Annotated in this window: 10 protein-coding genes and 2 pseudogenes; 8 read left to right on the forward strand and 4 right to left on the reverse strand. The window is 57.5% G+C overall.

The window, feature by feature from the left end:
• Positions 1-17 precede the first annotated feature (17 nt).
• The 4 genes from J2046_RS12560 (at position 18) to J2046_RS12575 (ending at position 6,207) form a co-directional block, all read left to right on the forward strand.
• The gene (locus J2046_RS12560) at positions 18-476 is read left to right on the forward strand and encodes a helix-turn-helix domain-containing protein (RefSeq protein ID WP_210052251.1); all 459 of its coding nucleotides are present in this window, start codon (positions 18-20) and stop codon (positions 474-476) included.
• A gap of 272 nt (positions 477-748) precedes the next feature.
• The gene (locus tag J2046_RS12565) at positions 749-1,675 is read left to right on the forward strand and encodes a HEPN domain-containing protein (protein WP_210052253.1); all 927 of its coding nucleotides are present in this window, start codon (positions 749-751) and stop codon (positions 1,673-1,675) included.
• Positions 1,676-2,120: 445 nt separating this feature from the next.
• Complete coding sequence (locus J2046_RS12570; RefSeq protein WP_210052254.1) at positions 2,121-3,878, forward strand: peptidoglycan D,D-transpeptidase FtsI family protein; 1,758 nt, start codon at positions 2,121-2,123, stop codon at positions 3,876-3,878.
• A 538-nt stretch (positions 3,879-4,416) separates the two neighbouring features.
• The gene (locus J2046_RS12575) at positions 4,417-6,207 is read left to right on the forward strand and encodes an ABC transporter ATP-binding protein (protein ID WP_210052256.1); all 1,791 of its coding nucleotides are present in this window, start codon (positions 4,417-4,419) and stop codon (positions 6,205-6,207) included.
• A 111-nt stretch (positions 6,208-6,318) separates the two neighbouring features.
• Here the strand turns inward: J2046_RS12575 and J2046_RS12580 are convergent, their stop codons facing one another.
• Positions 6,319-6,852 (reverse strand): AAA family ATPase, encoded by a 534-nt coding sequence (locus J2046_RS12580; RefSeq protein ID WP_210052258.1) that lies wholly within the window; start codon positions 6,850-6,852, stop codon positions 6,319-6,321.
• 208 nt (positions 6,853-7,060) lie between these two features.
• Here J2046_RS12580 and J2046_RS12585 point away from each other — a divergent pair, with 208 nt between their 5' ends.
• Genes J2046_RS12585 through dctP form a run of 3 tightly spaced genes read left to right on the forward strand, consistent with a single transcriptional unit; the run spans position 7,061 to position 9,807 of the window.
• A complete protein-coding gene (locus J2046_RS12585; protein ID WP_210052259.1) occupies positions 7,061-7,510 on the forward strand; it encodes a TRAP transporter small permease in 450 nt (149 codons plus the stop codon).
• Positions 7,507-8,820: a TRAP transporter large permease gene (locus J2046_RS12590; RefSeq protein ID WP_210052262.1), complete on the forward strand. Its 1,314-nt coding sequence runs from the start codon at positions 7,507-7,509 to the stop codon at positions 8,818-8,820. Before J2046_RS12585 ends, J2046_RS12590 begins: the two co-directional genes overlap by 4 nt.
• An 18-nt stretch (positions 8,821-8,838) precedes the next feature.
• Positions 8,839-9,807 (forward strand): TRAP transporter substrate-binding protein DctP, encoded by a 969-nt coding sequence (gene dctP / locus J2046_RS12595; RefSeq protein WP_210052264.1) that lies wholly within the window; start codon positions 8,839-8,841, stop codon positions 9,805-9,807.
• A gap of 74 nt (positions 9,808-9,881) precedes the next feature.
• Here the strand turns inward: dctP and J2046_RS12600 are convergent.
• A pseudogene (locus J2046_RS12600) lies at positions 9,882-10,160 on the reverse strand (MFS transporter); the annotation flags it as partial.
• Positions 10,161-10,522: 362 nt separating this feature from the next.
• Positions 10,523-10,597 (reverse strand): annotated as a pseudogene (locus tag J2046_RS12605) (MerR family DNA-binding transcriptional regulator); the annotation flags it as partial.
• Between the two features lie 542 nt (positions 10,598-11,139).
• Between J2046_RS12605 and J2046_RS12610 the strand changes: the two are divergent.
• Positions 11,140-12,519 carry an enoyl ACP reductase FabMG family protein gene (locus J2046_RS12610; RefSeq protein WP_210052266.1) on the forward strand — a complete coding sequence of 460 codons (1,380 nt, stop codon included), beginning with the start codon at positions 11,140-11,142 and terminating at the stop codon, positions 12,517-12,519.
• 367 nt (positions 12,520-12,886) lie between these two features.
• Here J2046_RS12610 and J2046_RS12615 read toward each other — a convergent pair whose 3' ends face one another.
• A complete protein-coding gene (locus J2046_RS12615; RefSeq protein ID WP_210052799.1) occupies positions 12,887-13,966 on the reverse strand; it encodes an ABC transporter ATP-binding protein in 1,080 nt (359 codons plus the stop codon).
• Positions 13,967-13,971 lie beyond the last annotated feature (5 nt).

Below are 13,971 nucleotides of genomic sequence, written 5' to 3' on the forward strand. Positions count from 1 at the left end.
TCCTGGAGGGAGTTGCCATGACATATGCAGTCGCTCGTCGGGCGCAGTGCCCATCGACAGGTCTGCCGGCCGAGGTTGGCGAGAGAACCATCGACCAGCTTATCGGTCAGCAGATTCGTTTAAGGCGAACGCACCTCGGCATGACGCAGGGAGCACTTGCTGAGCGATTGGGCATGTCGTTTCAACAGGTGCAGAAATATGAAACCGGCGCCAATCGCGTAACCTCGTCAACTCTGTACGAGATCAGCCTCATTCTGGAGGTTCCGGTCGAGTTCTTCTTTAGTGCGTTGCCGAATGCGGCGGGTGAGGGAAGTCACATGAGCCCGGAATGGGCAGCGCGGCTTGCCTATATTTCGACGGCGGAGGGGCAGCACCTCATCGACGCCTTTCAGGATCTTCCGATGCCCGTGCGGGCTAGTATCCTTGGAATGGTTCGCACCCTTGCAAGGATCGCTCCCACGGCGGGTGAACCCTGACCGCGCACGCCGAACCGGCCGCATAAGTGAGTTCTTTGCCCATTTCGCCGGCCCGGCCGGTGGAACGAAATTTTCTGTCTTTGAGTTCAGCGCCCCAAATAAATGTCGTGTCCCTGTAACGCTTTATTCGAGATTTGAGCTGGTAGGAGTTTTCTCATTCTGCGCTGGAGCGGGCTTGACCTATGCTCCGCCAGGCATGATTTTGAACGGAAGACGAATACGAGGGCGTAGGTTCTGGATTTGCAGATCGACCAGAACCGGCGACGGAGACAATGGATGCAAGTGTTCCCGTGACTGATAGCGAGGCCGTCGGGCATCTTCCGGAGCGCAAGCAGCGAGAGTTGGCACGCGCCTTGAAAATCATCTTCGAGGAATTCGAGGCGGCTCAGCAGTCGAAGCTTTCCGAAAAGAAGAAAGCCGGGCGGATCTTGAAGGTCATCCTCTTTGGTTCGCACGCCCGCGGCGACTGGGTGGAAGACCGTAAGAGCGGTTACAGGTCCGACTACGATATTCTCGTTGTCGCCAACCTGAAGAGCGTCGGGGAAGACAATGATCTATGGCAGGAGGTGTCCGATCATTTCCTGCGCGAGCTGACGATCACCAAGGAAATCGAGACGCCGGTCAACATCATCGTTCACACGCTGCAGGACGTGAACGACCAGCTGGCACGTGGAAGACCGTTCTTTATCGACATCATCCGCGACGGCATCATGCTCTACGAGAAGGAAGGGCATCCGTTTGTGACGCCAAAGCTGCTCAGCGAGGAAGAGGCGCGAAAGGAGGCACAGGGATATTTTGAAAAATGGTATTCGAGCGCCGAGAGGCGTCTGGAGCTCGCGAAGGAAGGACTCCGAAGGCAATATTGGAACGACGCAGCTTTCGACCTCCACCAGTCAACCGAGCGCCTCTATCACTGCGTCCTGCTCGTCCTTACCCTCTACTCGCCAAAGTCGCATCGCCTGAAATTCTTGCGCTCTTCGGCTGAGCGGATCGACGCGCGCCTGATCGAGGCGTGGCCGCGAGATACCAAGTTTGCCCGCCGCTGTTTCGAGCGGCTCGATCGCGCCTACGTCGATGCGCGATATTCGCCGCATTACGAGATCACGGAGGAAGAGCTTCGCTGGATCATCGAACGCATAGAGGTGCTTCAGAAGTTGGTTCGCCTCATCTGCGAAGAACGTCTCGCAAAGCGTTCATGATCTGCCAGATCCGCGGAAAGTCCAACGCCAGCCTCTCGCGGCGTCCGCAGTGCATGCGTAATCGGCCGGTGAGATTCCTATCATCGGGTGGCCGCTATGCCACGCCTCGTTCCTTAAACGCAGAGAGCCGCCGTTCGGTCGTCAAAAACTGCTCGAAGGCGGCCTCGCGTTTTTCGACGGGCGGAGGATTGCAGTGCTTTTGAGCGAACGTTCCATCGATGCGCGGTTTTGCGGCCCTATCGCCTTGGCGCTCGGAGCGGTCATTGGTACCGTTAATGCCAGAGCCCGAGAATGGTACGTTTTTAATTGTATATTAATCGTGTAGCGATCGTTTCTGACGGGTTGCTCGCCGCTCATTGCCGCGAGCAAATCGGCATGTTTATTAAATTTTTAGCAACGGCATTCTTCGCCCATTTCAGACTATTGCGTTAAATGGATTTCCTCCATGATTTCCTTTGTCGTCCGATTGAAGAGGCGCGCTCATTTTATAGTGAGGCGGCGGGACGCCGAAGGACGCGGGGAGTTCATTGGCACCGGTGCCTGCCGGAGGAAACAGGCACGTCAGCGACTGGGGATTTTGATCGCGGGTTTTTCGGTCGTCTTCTTCCTCATTGGCGCCCGGCTTGTTCAATATGGTATCGCTGATCCCTTAACCACCGCTTCGCTCGGCAGCCCTACCGTGGTGGCATCACGCCCCGACATAGTCGATCGCAACGGCGCACTTCTTGCGACTGACGTTAACATGGTATCGCTTTATGCGGACCCGCGGCGCATCATCGATGCGGACGAGGTCGTGGAGAAGCTCGCGCAGGTTATTCCGAATCTGGATTGGAGCGAAACACACAAACGGCTGCGTTCAGGGACTGCCTTCCAGTGGTTGAAGCGGCAACTGACGCCTCGGCAACAGGCGGCTGTTCTCGCGCTCGGCATCCCCGGCGTCGGGTTTCGTCCGGAGAAGCGGCGCTTCTATCCGGGGAATGCAACCGCGTCGCATATTCTAGGCCATGTGAACGTAGACAACCAGGGTCTCGCCGGCATGGAGCGATATCTGGACCAGCAAGGCTTGTCGGATCTCCGCGCTGCCGGAATGACAGGCGATACGCCGCTGGAGCCAGTTACACTTTCGATCGACATTCGTGTCCAGAACATCGTGCGTGAGGTGGCCGCTACGGCGATGATCGCCTACAAGGCCGAGGCCGCCGGTGCGGTCATTCTCGATGTCGACACCGGTGAAGTGCTCGCAATGGCCTCGGTGCCCGATTACGATCCGAACGAACCGTCGCGAACGCTTCCTGACGGAAACGTGGACAAGGAATACGAAAAGGGCTGGTTCAATCGGGTGAGCAATGCGACCTATGAGATGGGCTCGACATTCAAAAGCTTCACTTTGGCGATGGGACTAGACGAAGAGAAGATTACCTTGAATTCCGTTGTCGACGCATCCCGGCCGATCCAACTGGGCGGCTTCACGATCAGGGATTTCAAGGGCAAGAACCGGGCGCTGACAATCCCGGAAGTCTTCCAGTATTCATCAAACATCGGCACGGCCGCGATTGCCGATATGGTCGGCATCGAAGGGCATCAGCAATTTCTGGCAAAGCTCGGGCTCCTGTCAAAGATGAAAACCGAAATGCCCGGTGTCGCAACGCCGACCCAGCCGCGCACATGGAAGAAAATCAACTCCGTGACGATCTCGTTCGGCCATGGCGTGGCGACCACGCCGTTGCAGACGGCGGTCGCCGCCGCTTCATTGATCAACGGCGGAAGTCTTGTCCCTCCGACATTTCTTCGCCGTAGTCGCGAGCAGGCGAAACTGCTGTCGCGTACCGTCATAAAGGACAAAACCAGTGCGGACATGCGTTATCTTTACACCTGGAATGGCCTGAAAGGCTCCGGCCGGAGCGCCCAAGTCGAAGGATTCAACGTAGGTGGCAAAACGGGCACCGCCGACAAGGTGATCAATGGGCGGTACGCGAACGATATCAACTTCAATGCATTCGTCGCGGCATTTCCGATGGACAGGCCGAAATATGTGGTGCTTTCGATCATCGATGCTCCAAAGACAGGTGAGCATAGCGGCCGAACGGCAGCATCCACCGCCGCGCCTATGATCAAGTCGATTATCAGCCGCGCTGCGCCTCTTCTCGGCGTGCAGCCTCGTTTTGGTTCTCCAGACGCAAGATACTCTTTGTCGGACTACTGAATTCTTTAATCCTACAGCGGAAGATTTGCTCCGACATAACGAGTGTCCACCTATGGCCCCGCACGGCGGTCGGTAATGCCCCCTTTCGGTGACAGAGGCAGTTGTTCGCTCTGCCCGAAGCAGACATCGAATTGGTTTTGAGGCGATGGCATCTGTACGCCAGTTGTCACCGTTCGGCTCGTTGGCCATTGGCGGCATTCTACCCTTCCCATTCTGAAATTGTGTCGTTTGCGCATCACCTTCCGTCAGGTTGTGGTGAACGCTTGGCAATACCGAATTGCTCGGGTATAAACCGCTCACCGCTTAGGATCGAACAAAGGGAGGCGTTGAATGACAGTATCAATCGTCGAAAACCTCCCGTGCGGAATGACCCGACACTAGGTCATTTCCATTCGCGGCCCTCCTTGGGCGCGATCAGTGGTTTTCTCTTTTGTCACAGCCCGATGATTTGACGGGATTACTTCGTCTCCCGCGTGGGCTGTGCGCCTCTCAACTCTCGATTTGAGGACCGGCGCCGACACGGGCCGGGCTAAAGTCAATGACTCGCAAGAAGCTCGATTTTCGTGCCGACGCCTATCGCCAGGTGCTCGGCTTTGTTTTTCATCATTGGAGCTATCGACCTGTTTTCGTGGGCGCCATCATCGTGTTGGTGATCGCAAGCACGCTGGCCGAAGTCATGGTGCCAGTATTTTCCGGCCAGATCGTCGATGCCATTGCCGGCGGCGATGGAGCCGATCGTGCGCTCAGCGCCTTCGTCATCGTTGTCGTGCTGGGCCTGACCAGCGTGGCGCTGCGCTGGTTAATCTTCACCGGCATTATCCGGATGACGTTGCGCACCATGGCGGATGTGGTCAACAACGGCTTTTACAGGGTGCAGCGGTTCTCGACCGACTGGCACGCCAACAGCTTTGCCGGCTCGACAGTTCGCAAGATCACCCGCGGAATGTGGGCGCTCGACTCGCTTAACGACCTGCTGCTGGTCGCCCTGCTGCCGTCCATCGTCATGCTGGTCGGCGCGAGTATCGTACTCGGCAGCTATTGGCCGGTCATGGGGCTGATCGTGGGGGCGGGCTCGCTCATCTATGTTGGTGTCACCGTGGCGCTTTCCATGGGGTTCGTTTCGCCGGCCGCAAGACTTGCCAACGCCTGGGACACCAAGCTCGGCGGTGCGCTGGCGGACGCCATCAGCTGCAACGCAGTGGTCAAGGCCTTCGGCGCCGAGAAGCGCGAAGAGGCACGGCTGAGCCAGGTGTTGGCCAGATGGGACAGTCGCACGCGACGGACATGGAAGCGCGGCACTACGAGCGGCACGATCCAGGGTTTCATGATGGTCACAATGCAGGCGGGGATTTTGGGGACGGGCCTGATCATGTGGCGGCAGGGGCTGGCCACACCCGGTGACATCACGTTCGTGCTGGCAATGTTCTTCGTTCTGCAGGGCTATCTTCGCAACGTAGGCCAGGACATCCGTAACTTGCAGCGGGCCGTCAACGACATGGAAGAACTGGTGCTGCTCGACAAGATGCCGCTCGGCATTGAGGACAAGCCGCACGCCGTGCCGATCGAGATTGGCGCGGGCGAGATTGTCTTCGATCGCGTCACCTTTCAATACGGCGCTCATCCAAATCCTCTATACGAGGACTTTTCCGTCACCATCAAACCGGGCGAGCGCGTCGGTCTGGTGGGGCATTCGGGCTCGGGTAAGACAACCTTCGTCAAGCTCATTCAGCGTCTCTATGACGTAAATTCTGGCTCGATTCGTATCGATGGACAGGATGTCGCCGAGGTCATGCAATCGAGCCTGCGCGGCCAGATCGCCATCGTGCAGCAGGAGCCCATCCTGTTCCACCGGACGCTGGCGGAAAACATCGCTTATGGCAGGCCGAATGCTTCGCGGCGCGAAATCGAAAAGGCTGCGAAACAGGCCAATGCGCACGAGTTCATTATGGATCTTCCCAAGGGCTATGAGACGATGGTCGGCGAACGCGGGGTGAAGCTATCGGGGGGCGAGCGTCAGCGTGTCGCCATCGCCCGTGCCTTTCTCGCCGACGCGCCGGTGCTGATCCTGGACGAGGCGACATCGAGCCTTGATAGCGAGAGCGAAGTCCAGATCCAGCAGGCCATGGAACGCCTGATGGACGGCCGCACAACGCTGGTAATCGCCCATCGTCTCTCCACGGTGCGGGCGCTGGACCGGCTGCTGGTCTTCGACAAAGGCAAGATTGTCGAAGAAGGCGACCATCAGGCACTGATCCGGCTCAATAAGGGGATCTATCGCCGGTTGTTCGAGCGGCAGGCGCTGGAACTGACCAAGGGTCTGGTGGCGTAGGCCGACATCTCAACAAACGAAACGCCAGGGCCGACTCATCTGGCGTTTCCAACGCACTACAGCAAGATTGCGCCCTCTGAGCGGACGACATTCCCCTCTTCCACTTTAGGTCTACCTCAGCCGGAAACGCCCGCTTTCCACTGCCTGACGGATGGAATTGCAGGTTTCGTCAGCGCTCATGCCTGCCACCGACAGCAAATGGCCTTCCAGTACGCCCAAATTGGCGAACTGCTGGTGGAGCGCGGAAATTGGAATGGGATCGGAAAGGGAGGCGCCGCCTCGTTGGCGGCATCGTCTGATTGCCTCCTCCAGATCCGGACGAAGGACGATATAGTGCAGGACCGCTCCGATATTTCGGAACGCGTCTAAAAACCAGGGCCCAATGATGCCATCCACCAGCACGAAGTAGCCGCCCTTCGCATAGCGGGCAGCAGCTCCGGCCAGCACATCGATCACTGTTGTATTCTGGTCATGGGCCTCGGGATGCCACGGTGGAATCGAGCCTGCCTTGATGAAATGCCAGAAGTCGTCCGAATGCAGGTGGACCTTCGGGCTGCCGGGCAGGTGCGCGATGCTGTTCGCCGCGGTCGTTTTGCCTGAACCAGGTGTTCCGGTCAGGATAAGGATTTCTCCGGATATGAACATCTTACGCTCGTGGTCTGGTCTTCTAGCCGCATGGGACGGCCTTGTATGCGAACATGCCGCTACGCGCGACTCTACCTTGCAAAGAGACTCGCAGAGAATTATTGCCGTTGACAAATTTTAAGCCTAAAGGATTATACCGCAATAAACATGTCTAGTGGGTGAACCTCTTATGATCGGCGCTCGGTTCAGAGCGGCGCTGAGTGGAGTTATGGCGTTCGCCGGAGCGATCGCAGCACTCTCCTTCGGCTTGCTCGCTCTTTCAGTTATCCTAGACGTTCTCGGACGCAATCTCGGCCTTTTGAGTTGGCCGTGGCTTAACGAGGTCACCGAATATCTCATCACAGTCGGCACCTTCGCGGGAGCGCCCTGGGTCCTGCATCACAATGGGCATGTGAATGTGGACGTCTTGCTGCGGGTCGTGAGCAAGGACACAGCGTCGGCGATGATCAAGATCTGCTTCGTGGTCGGAATCGTCGTCTCGCTCGGCCTCACCTGGCTCGCCGTCGCCACTCTTCTCGACAGTTATAATGCCGGCTCCTTGGTCTTCAAAACCCTCGTTTTCCCGGAATGGTATCTGATGCTGCCGGTGATTTGGTGCTTTGGCCTCTGCGGTCTGGAGTTCCTTTCGAAGCTGCTGCAAGCAGGAGAGACCGTATGATCTGGTGGCAGACACTTCTTCTGCTGATTGGCCTACTTGCTCTACAATTTGCCATCGGTACACCGGTTGCATTCGCATTTCTCGGCGCAAACCTCGTGGGTGCATGGATATTCCTGGGCGGCGAAGCCGGCCTGATGCAATTGACGCGCAATGCCTCGCTCGCAGTGAACTCTTTTGCGCTTGCCCCGATTCCACTCTTCATTTTGATGGGTGAGCTGCTTTTCCATACGGGTCTTGCCTATAGGGCGATCGATGCGGTGGAGAAGCTACTCGTCAGACTTCCCGCGCGTCTGTCTTGCGTCTCCGTCGTGGGCGGAACGGCATTCGCTGCGCTTTCCGGTTCTTCGATTGCCAATACAGCGATGCTGGGCGGTACGCTGTCGCAGGAAATGATCAAGCGCGGCTATTCGACCACGCTTGCCCTCGGGCCGACGATGGCAGTGGGTGGTATCGCCGTCCTTATTCCGCCGTCGGCGCTCGCGGTCATGCTAGGATCGCTCTCGGGCATTTCCATATCCCAATTGCTGATCGGTGGGATCGTGCCCGGCCTCCTGATGGCGGTGTCGTTCCTGGCCTTCGTCATCATCGTGGCACAGATGGTCCCATCGTCGGCGCCGCGCGAAGATGTCAGAACGATCCCTCCGCTTAAAGAGCGGATCATGCCGTTCGTGCGTGATGTCCTACCGCTTTCGGGAATTTTCATTGCCGTTGTAGGCGGAATGCTTGCCGGTATCGCAACGCCCACGGAATCGGCGGCGCTGGGCTCGGCGGCCGCCTTGATCGCTACGATAGGCTATCGCACCCTGACCCCGGCCAACTTCATCAAGTCGATGGTCGAAACGGCCAAGGTTTCCATCTCGATCCTGTTCATCATCGTGGCGTCGACGACGTTCTCGCAGATTCTATCCTTTTCTGGGGCAACCACCGGCTTCATCGGGCTGATCGAAGCTTTCGACCCAAGCCCCGCCATTTTAGTGGCGATGATGCTGCTCATCATCCTGATCCTTGGCTGCTTCATAGATCAGATCTCGATCATGATGATTACGCTTCCTTTCTTCATGCCGCTGGCGCAAGCGGCGGGCGTTGAGCCGGTCTGGCTCGGCTTGATGATGCTGGTGGCCATTGAGCTTGGATTGCTGACGCCACCATTCGGTATCCTGCTGATGGTGATGCAGGGCGTTAGCCGCGATACGGCGCTCCCCAAGATCTACCGGGCTGCCGCACCTTTTATCCTTATCGAACTCGTCATTCTGGCACTCATGTTCATGGCACCGGACCTGACGCTTTTGCTGCCCAATCTTCTCAAATAGAAAACAAGGGAACCCTCCATGAGACAACGCGCACTGTCCGCTCTCTTTGCAATGATGGCCACTCTGAGCGCCGCCGTGCCCGCCGCGGCAGACGAGGTCGTGCTCCGGGCTATCTCCGCTTTTCAGAAGGGCACGACTTTTTTCACGCCTTTCGACGCCTTTGTTAAGAGCGTGAATGAGAACGGGAAGGGCAAAGTTCGCATCAACCTGGTTGGCGGTCCGGATGCCATGCCTCCCTTCGAGGTTGGCAACGCGCTTCGCGGCGGCGTAATCGACCTTGCCAACACGACTGCCGTCTATCACGCAAATCTGGTTCCGGAAGGTCTGGCGATGACGCTGACGGATCTGTCCATGGCCGACTTGCGTTCAAACGGCGGCTACGCCCTGCTGGACGAGATTCATATGAAAAAGGCCAATATCCACTGGTTGGGCCGGCTGGTTCAAAACATGAACTACCATATCTACATGTCGAAATATCCTGACAATCTGGAGTTCAAGGGTCTGAAGATCCGCTCGGCGCCGACCTACAAAGCCTTCTTTGACGGTCTTGGGATCGCTCCGATGCAAACGGCGGCCGGCGAAGTCTTCACCGCACTGGAGCGCGGCACGATTGATGGTTACGCTTGGCCGTCCGTCGGCGTGTTCGATCTCGGCTGGCAGGAGAAGACAGCAGCGCGTATTGATCCGGGCTTCTATCAGGTCGAGACAGGTATCTATATTAGCGGAAGCGCATGGAAGAAGCTGACCGCCGAGCAGAGGGCAGTTCTTGAGGAGGAAATGCTCAAGGCGGAAGCCGCGTCCGCTGCATACAGGGATATGGCGAAGGAAGAATTCAAGCGCCAAGAAAAGGCTGGAATTCGCACGTTCGCGCTCGACGACACCAAAGCCAAAGCTTTCACCGACATGGCTCAGGAAGAGGGGTGGAAGCCCGTCGTCGCCGCCAGCCCCGTTGAGGGCGCCAAGCTGCGTGAGTTGTTCGCCAAGTAAGCGAACGCCCAGAAAAAGGACGAGACATGGTTAATGCTCTCGTCCGGTAGCTGGATTGCTTTGGAAGGCAAGCCTCAGCTTCTCGGGAATACCGCCAGGCATAGGAAGGCAAGGGCTGCCGCGAGGCAGCTTGCCATAGGGAGCGGCCACCAACCCAAACTGAGGAAGTAGGCTGTGGCAGCGGTACCCGCGGCCGTGAAACCGAGAATCGCCGCCACGACCAATGCGGCGCCGCGAGAATGATCGCCCTTCGAGGCAAGGATGGCTTGATGGAAGCCGATCGGCCCCCGGATGCCAAATGCCCCGTTCGTCAGAATCCACAGGGGCACAAGTACGATGAGACCGCCACCGCCGGTTCCAACATTGGGAAAGCCAGTCTGGCGGTTTACGGCGGCTTGCGGCGCATAACGCACGACAATATTAAATAATTGATTTTTAGACAAAAATACTGTTTTTCTTGGTGTGCAGGCGATTGGCCGCCGAGTCCAAAATTACGCCGATTTACATCCGCGTGGCGACATGGTTGCGACACGGAAACGGATGAATGGCCACCGAGAAGATCACAAAACGGCTTGTTGACGGCTTGCGCCCAGAGGCGCGCCTTTACGCTGTTTACGATACCGAACTGAAGGGTTTCGGGGTGCGGGTCATGCCATCCGGCCTATGTCCCTATTTCATAGAATACCGGCCTGATGGTGGCGGACGCAATGTCACCAAGACCGATCCGTTCATAGTAACGAATGGTGTAGGCCGACAATCCCGAACTCTTTGCCAGCTCGCCAATCTTCATCAACGCCATTCTTTCGTCACGACGCCCAGAAAGCTACGGGTTAGAGTGTGCTCTAAGTCAATAGGGAAATGACCCGTTTTCGTGTCGCGAGAATGCAACCTTTCACGACCGCGTTTTCCGAGATATCTGATGCCCGTTTGGGGCCGACAGGCGCAATCCGCTCCGCCCCCCATGCCGGTCGTTCGCACCACCCGCATTAGTTCTTGGAAGCTGTCGGTCTGCTGTTCGAGCGGTCTCCGGAACGCGGCCGTTAGGTGACTTCGACAATGATAGAACGCCCAACAATGAGCCTCAGACAGCGTCAATAGCCTCGCAAGCATCCGTAGGACGAGCGTTTTCAGCGAACTCGTTTCGGTATCGGCGCGCCGATCTCCAACGGCCTCGGCATTTCGCTGCATTGTAGGAACAACAGAGACCGACTTCACGTTTTGAAATGAACGGTCACCGAAAATGAGTTCCCATTCTGTGCCAGTGCGGCCATGTCTTTGTGAAAGCTCGTATGAGCCATCGCTCGACGACACACGAATCAAAGAGCTGACAGCATGGAAAATCCGGTTGCACTGAATCGTCTTTCCGAGAACACGGTCTTCCGTAAAGGCGATGTTTTCGTACTCTTCGGCGAACTGTTCGGCCGCGGATACGCCACCGGCTTGCTCGAGGAAGCCAGACGCGCTGGAATGGAGATTGTGGGGATCACCGTCGGGCGGCGCGACGAGAACAACGCGCTGCGACCGCTCGATGCCGAGGAACTGTCTTCGGCGGAGGCTCAGCTGGGCGGCAGGATCATCAACATACCTCTTATGGCGGGTTTCGATCTCGATGCACCCGCAGACGGCCCAACTCCCACCGATCTGCTGGCAAAAATGACGCTTGAGAGCTGGGAACACGACAAGCTCGACTGGGACTATATCGGGCAATGCCGCGACATCGCCACTGCGCGTTTTACGGAGTCGCTTTCAAAAGTCATGACCGTTCTCGACGGAATGATCGCCGCTGGCCGCAATGTTTTCTTCGCCCACACAATGGCCGGGGGCATCCCGAAGGCGAAGGTATTCTTGGTCGTCGCCAATCGAATCTACAAGGGGACCGGAACCCGCCATATGTCGTCGCAGACCTTGCTCGACAGTGACCTGGGAAAACTCATCCTGCAGAATTTTGACGACGTCTCCGCAAACACCTTTCGCCATCTCATTGATTTCAGCGCTGCGATCCGCGAGCGCGTGGAAGCTTCTGGCGGTCAAATACGATATACGGCCTATGGTTACCACGGATCGGCGGTCCTCATTGACGGAAGCTATCGTTGGCAGACCTACACCAACTACACCCAGGGTTATGCGAAGATGCGGCTCGAAGGCATTGCAGAGGAAGCCTGGGCGACAGGGATCAAGGCAACTGTCTATAACTGTCCCGAAATCCGGACCAATTCGTCCGATGTGTTCACGGGTATCGAGCTGCCCCTGATACCGCTGCTGCTTGCGTTGAAGAAAGAGAACGGTGGCCAATGGGCAGACGAACAGTGGCAGGCCTGCCAGCAGCGTTTGGCCGACGGCTTAACCATGAAGGATGTTTTCCGGAAGATCACCGACATGCAGGCCAGCGAGGTCATGCGTCCGTTCTATGACTTTTCGGCATGGCCCATGGCAAACAGCCAGGCACAGGCCGATTTGACCATCGGCACGTCCAACGAGATCACCCAGATGCATCGGGATAGCAAGCTGATGATCAGCGACCTCCTGAGCGGTCTCGTTGTGAAGGCAACCGGACAGCTAATTTTTGGCGAATCTTCCGAACCCTCCGGTCCCGTCCTGTGGCTCAACCACGATATCGTGGCTCGGCGACTTAACGCTTCCCACCCGCATTCGAAGTCTCCCGCGCCGCTTATCGCGCGGGGAATGGAATCCTCGCACCTTGAGATGGCGTGAAGGCTTCCCAGCTTAGCTTGGAAGCTGGGTGTTTTGGCCATGAAACGACGAATCTTGCGACAGGAATGCGCCCGCATATCGGCCACAGAGACCGTCACCGTGCCCGCCTTAAAGCAGACATCGCGCCGGCAGCGGCGCCACCTCACGTGCGCGCCGAAAGTGCATGTTGTCTCTCGTTCAGAACGAATTTGCTTTCCATGTCGCAACGTCATCGTGCCGCTGAGATAACTTGTGAACTTCAAGGATGCGGCTTGTACTTTGACACCTCAGCCGCATGCAGCTACAGGCCATGACCTCCGGTGGTCAACGCGCTTGGCTCAGGCCCGAGCTACTCTCCTTTGTATCCTTTTTAGCAGCTCAACGGCCGTCAATTCAACCTTCGACCGGAAGCTTCCTCGAATACATGAACAGCGTCTATGTTTGGGCGCACGTGGATCAGATCGCCCACGCTGATGGCAGTATCACGAGGAAACTCCACCGTGAGCATACGCGCGTTGCCAGTTTCCAGGTAACCATAGGTCTGGCTGCCCAATCGCTCGGCTACGGCGAGTCTCCCGCCGAACCACGCCTCTTCTGGACTGCAGACGACCAGATCCTCGGGCCTGATTCCGAGGGTTGCGGCCCCGGCTCGCAATTGTTGTGCGGCCTCGTTCTCCAGCATGATGGCGCGGTCCTTCAGCCGAACTTTGACCTTCTCGCCATGGGTGACGAGTTCCGCGGAGAACGTATTCATTGTCGGACTACCGATGAAGCGGGCGACAAAGAGGCTGGCCGGACGGTGGTAAAGCTCCAGCGGAGGACCGATCTGTTCGACGCGCCCGGCATTCAGCACCACAATGCGATCCGCAAGCGTCATCGCCTCGACCTGGTCGTGTGTGACATAAACGGTGGTCGCCTTCATTCGATTGTGAAGTTTTGCGATCTCCAGCCGCATTTCTACCCGCAGTGCGGCGTCGAGATTTGAAAGTGGCTCATCGAAAAGGAAAGCGGAAGGCTCCCTCACGATGGCGCGGCCCATGGCGACACGCTGGCGCTGACCGCCGGAAAGCTGGGCAGGCCGCCGGTCAAGAAACGGCTGGATCCGAAGGATATCGGCCGCCTGCGCCACGCGCTGCTGGATGACGGCCTCGTCCGTCCCGCGCATCTTCAGCCCGAATGCCATATTCTCGAGCACACTCATGTGCGGATAAAGTGCATAGTCCTGAAACACCATCGCAATGTCTCTTTGAGACGGCGGTAGGGCGTTGACCATCTTTCCGCCGATCTCGAGGCGGCCTCCGGAAATATCCTCAAGCCCCGCGATCATTCGCAGCAGGGTGGATTTTCCGCAGCCGGAGGGACCTACCAGAACGAGGAACTCGCCGCTTTCGATCTCGATATCAATGTCGTGGATGACCTGCAGCGATCCGTAGGATTTCCGGATTTCCCTCAAGCTGATTGCAGTCACGGCAT

This window comes from Neorhizobium petrolearium (assembly GCF_017873175.1).
Taxonomy (GTDB): domain Bacteria; phylum Pseudomonadota; class Alphaproteobacteria; order Rhizobiales; family Rhizobiaceae; genus Neorhizobium; species Neorhizobium petrolearium.